The sequence below is a fragment of the Bacillus sp. JJ1503 genome, from assembly GCF_036965125.1.
In the GTDB taxonomy this organism is placed as follows: Bacteria; Bacillota; Bacilli; order Bacillales; family Cytobacillaceae; genus Cytobacillus.
Genome location: NZ_JBALOZ010000342.1, coordinates 1 through 4,156, shown reverse-complemented (window position 1 = coordinate 4,156; position 4,156 = coordinate 1). Strand labels below are relative to the sequence as shown.

General features: G+C 39.8%; 5 protein-coding genes. All 5 read left to right on the top strand.

The genetic code is table 11. From position 1 onward, the window contains the following. Positions 1 to 255 precede the first annotated feature (255 nt). The 5 genes from V7149_RS22095 (at position 256) to V7149_RS22075 (ending at position 3,854) form a co-directional block, all read left to right on the top strand. On the top strand, positions 256 to 450 hold the full coding sequence (locus V7149_RS22095; protein WP_438824142.1) for a hypothetical protein: 195 nt from the start codon (positions 256 to 258) through the stop codon (positions 448 to 450). Between the two features lie 126 nt (positions 451 to 576). Beyond that, positions 577 to 1,152 carry an RNA polymerase sigma factor gene (locus tag V7149_RS22090; RefSeq protein WP_335347741.1) on the top strand — a complete coding sequence of 192 codons (576 nt, stop codon included), beginning with the start codon at positions 577 to 579 and terminating at the stop codon, positions 1,150 to 1,152. Then, positions 1,149 to 1,622 (top strand): hypothetical protein, encoded by a 474-nt coding sequence (locus tag V7149_RS22085; protein ID WP_335347740.1) that lies wholly within the window; start codon positions 1,149 to 1,151, stop codon positions 1,620 to 1,622. Before V7149_RS22090 ends, V7149_RS22085 begins: the two co-directional genes overlap by 4 nt. Beyond that, complete coding sequence (locus V7149_RS22080; protein ID WP_335347743.1) at positions 1,619 to 2,701, top strand: hypothetical protein; 1,083 nt, start codon at positions 1,619 to 1,621, stop codon at positions 2,699 to 2,701. Before V7149_RS22085 ends, V7149_RS22080 begins: the two co-directional genes overlap by 4 nt. Before the next feature lie 226 nt (positions 2,702 to 2,927). Continuing rightward, the gene (locus tag V7149_RS22075) at positions 2,928 to 3,854 is read left to right on the top strand and encodes a hypothetical protein (protein ID WP_335347739.1); all 927 of its coding nucleotides are present in this window, start codon (positions 2,928 to 2,930) and stop codon (positions 3,852 to 3,854) included. The last annotated feature ends 302 nt before the right edge of the window (positions 3,855 to 4,156 follow it).

Here is a 4,156-nt window from a genome sequence, read left to right as displayed (position 1 = left end):
AGCACGTCCTGTGTGTCGGCCCCCCATTGATTGAAGTTTCACTTTATGGGAAAATAGTGGGTAGGGATTTCCATGCATTTGGTAAAGTAATTAATTTTATCTTACCATGGATTGATTTCTGTTTGTGCGGAAATTTCTGAGACAGGCAAAGGTGTGATGTAAATCACTTATATATCATACTAAGAAATGATATCTTTTATATAAAGAGATTTTCACTATTTATATGTGGGAAATATAGTTTAAGGGGGTAGGAGTTTGATGACAGGAGCGATATTTTTTGTGATCGTCCTTACCATTATCGCAATTATTACTACTATTATATTTATTACTAAAGGTGATCCTAATTACAGAAAATCAGCTAAACGGAATACAAGGAATCTCACCGTTATATACGTGATAGCTACCATCCTATCATTATTTGCATTAGCTTTTTATATTTGGCAATTTTAATAAAATACATTTTTCGAAAACGCTTGGGAAGCCAATTTTCTAAGCGTTTTTCTATGCCATTATATTTTTTTTAAAAAAATTACCTTTTTAGTGTAGGGATAGAGCACCTGACTTTCGTCTATTAGGGTGGAAGCTGTCAGAAAGGGGGAGAGAGCGATTAGCGACCAAGTTCTAATCCAAAAAGTAAAAAGCGGCAATCACCATGCATTTCGGCTTTTGGTTGAAAAGTACCGCAATGATTTGTTCCGGACAATCTACGCGGTATTAAGAAACCAAAAAGAAGCGGAAGATGCCACACAAGAAGTTTTTATTAAGATTTACACCTCTCTCTCCCAATATGAAAATCAAGGGTTTAAAACATGGATTACGAGAATTGCAGTAAATCATGCAATTGATGTAAAGAGGAAGCAGAATCGGAGTCAAGAAGATATAATAGATTTGGCGGAAAGAGAAATATTGGGGAATCGATGGGAAAGTGTAGAGGACGAGATTATACATAAAGAAAAAGTTTCCCGTGTTCGTGAAAAGCTCCATGAGCTGCCTGAAAATTATCGAAACGTCATTTACGATTTTTACATTGCAGATAAGACGTATCAGCAAATGGCTGCGGAACAAAATGTTCAAGTGAAGACAATCGAGACGAAGCTTTACCGTGCCCGCAATTGGATGAAGAAGCATTGGAAGGAGGACGATTTTTCATGAGGCATTATTCAATAGAAGAGTGGATGAAATACGTGAAAAATGAATTCGATCAGGACGTCCGTGAGGAGTATGAAAACCATCTTTATACTTGTGACCAATGCTTGGATTTATATCTAGAGGCGGTGACGGTGGCGGAAAGCGAATTGCCGGAGATTGAGAATGATATTGAATTTACCAATTCAATCATGGCTCAGATAGCTGAGAATCATCCTCCTTCAGTAAAGGTCGTGAATAAGAGGAAGGAAAGCCGGCCTTTTTATCAAACGGCGATATTTCACTATACAGTCGCAGCGGCCATGACCATTTTACTTATGACAACTGGCGTTTTCCAGTCGATTACACAATATACCGTAAGTGTCCAAACACCAAGCTTCCAGGAAAAAAGAACATCGGTTACAGAAGGAATTGTAGATAAAACCTTCGCCTGGATGGATTCATTAGATAAAGATAGCAAGGAGGCTAATAAATAATGAAAAATCCGATTATCGCGTTTTTATTGGGATTTTTCCCTGGTGGCGGTTTGCTTTATTTAGGAAAAATATTTTGGGGTCTTATTTACATGTTCGGGGAGTTTTTCTTGATTGCGATTACCTTTTTCTTTGCCGCACATGGTGAAGGGGACGTCGCTTTCGTGATTGTCATCATTGGAGTGATTCTTTATCTTGTCAATCTAGTTGATACAGGGATTTCGGCATCCAGAATGTTGCATCGCAAGGAAGCAATGCCTGTCGAGTCTGGTTCGGCTAGAAGTGAAATGGAGTATGAACGGTATCGTACGATTCTATTATCCTTTATTCCCGGTGTAGGGCATTTTCAACTCGGCTTAATGAACCGCGGGATTACCTTATTAATTGCGTTTATGGGCTTAGCGATTATGGTGTTTTTTGTGGCGATATTGACCCATAGAGACGAATTCTTGATTTTTTGGGCGATCTTGCCTGTCATTTGGGTGTACGGGTTTTTTGATGCCATTCAGCAATTAAATAAGAGGCAGCGCGGTGAACAGCTTGTAGACCGCACCATCTTAGAAGACTTCGAATCCCGAAGAGAGGAAGGGAAGAAAAGTAAAGCCATCGCTACTTTATTTTCCGTCTTCCCTGGAGCTGGCCATTTATATCTTGGTTTACAGCGCCGTGGAATTCAATTAATGGCTGCTTTTCTATTCTCCATCTATATTTTAGACGTATTAAGATTAGGTATTTTCTTATTTTTAATTCCAATTATCTGGTTTTACAGCTTTTTCGATGGCTTACAAAAAGCTTCAAGATACGAAGATGAACCGCTTGAGGACACGCCCATCATTTCCTACTTATTTAATCATCAGAAATGGATCGGCATTGGTCTCGTGCTCCTTGGTCTGTATTATTTAACAACGAATATTCTTCTGCCTGTTCTATCACCAATGCTAATGAATGCCATCAATATTGATATTCGCTATTGGTTCGAGCGCTATTTCCAAACAGCTGTTGTCTGTATCCTCTTAATTGGCGGGGGCTTAAAGCTGCTAACGGGGAAAAAGGAGAAGAAAATAGAGATATCAGAGGAATAGAGTTTCACTGGTGCCCGTTCGTGTGGAAAAAGGCGAAGGAAGGGCATCAGATAGCGAGATTGATGCCTGATCACGTGGAAAAAAGCGAAGGAAGGGAATCAGAAAGCGAGATAGGTGCCCGTTTGCGTGGGAAAATGCGCAGGAAGGGAATCAAAGAGAGGTTCTAGTAACATCTTGCATGAAAGATTAACCCTTCCATATTTTAATAAAGAAAGGTGGTTTTCCAATGAGGACCTGGCGTGTTGGAACATTTTCCATGGGGGCATCGCTCCTTATGCTTGGGATCATTCTTCTTTTATCACAAATTTTAGGCTACAAGCTTATACATGTGATGATGTCATGGTGGCCGATTATATTAATGATTCTTGGAATTGAAATATTAGTATTTCTCCTCTTTACAAAGCAGGAGAAACCTTTTTTAAAATATGATTTTCTTAGTATATTCTTTGTAGGCTTTTTAGGGACGGTCGGAATTGGCTTTGCGATTATTAGCTCTACAGGAATTTTGGAAAAACTGAATGATGTTTTACAACGAGAGGAGCGGACCTTTGAGCTCCCAGTCTTTGAACAGAAAATGAGTGACAGCATTAAAAGAGTAGTCGTAAATGCGGAGCATTCCCCTTTTACAATAGAGGGGACGCCCGAGAGCGAATTGGCGATATTTGGTACATACCGCGCTCTTTCAGGAAAAAATGAGGAATTAGTATCCGAATCAGAGGATTATGTGTCCATTAAAGAAAAAGGGGACACCCTTTATATCAACTTAAAGGGATTGCCAAGTGAAGCTGCCAGGCCATTTGATAGATTTGCAAGTTTATCTGCAACTATTCTCATTCCTAACAACGTAAAACTTGAGGTGAATGGAAACGATAATTCTATTACTCTTAAACCGCGTTCCCTTATGAGTGATTGGGCTGTTGACCGCGCATCTCATCTTTCCGTACAAATTCAGAACTCCAGTGATGTCAAAATCACTGCCACGGGTGTAAAGGAAATTCAGGGTGACCTGGAAAAATGGAATATTACAAAAGAAGCGAAGCAAAATGAATATGGAGATGCGGCCATAAAACAAGCCACGTTCCAAACAGGGGAAGGAAGCCACAAGCTTCAGATATTAAATAGTTATCAGGTGAGTTTAAATTCAGTCGAGTAGCCGTTATGATGAAAATACGGTACCCGGTTAATCTGGGTATCTTTTTCTAATGGTCTGCATCTATTAGTAGTAGAGATCCGGATAAATAAGCTTGTATTGTGGGAATAATGGATTTATCGCAGATTAACGGGCTGTAAGACCCCCACTTCAAGAAGTTGAGTAAAACAAAAATTTCTAAGTGGGGGATCAACAGCCCGTAAAGGCCCGATTATAGGAACACAGACTAAGAACGCCACGTCCTGTGGCAACGTCGGCACTAGCACGTCCTGTGCGTCGGAAAACCCCCACTGATTGAAGTTTCA

Excerpts from the sequence above, each read along its gene's own strand:
- V7149_RS22075 (WP_335347739.1), top strand. The coding sequence starts at position 2,928 with ATGAGGACCTGGCGTGTTGGAACATTTTCCATGGGGGCATCGCTCCTT.
- V7149_RS22085 (WP_335347740.1), top strand. The coding sequence starts at position 1,149 with ATGAGGCATTATTCAATAGAAGAGTGGATGAAATACGTGAAAAATGAA.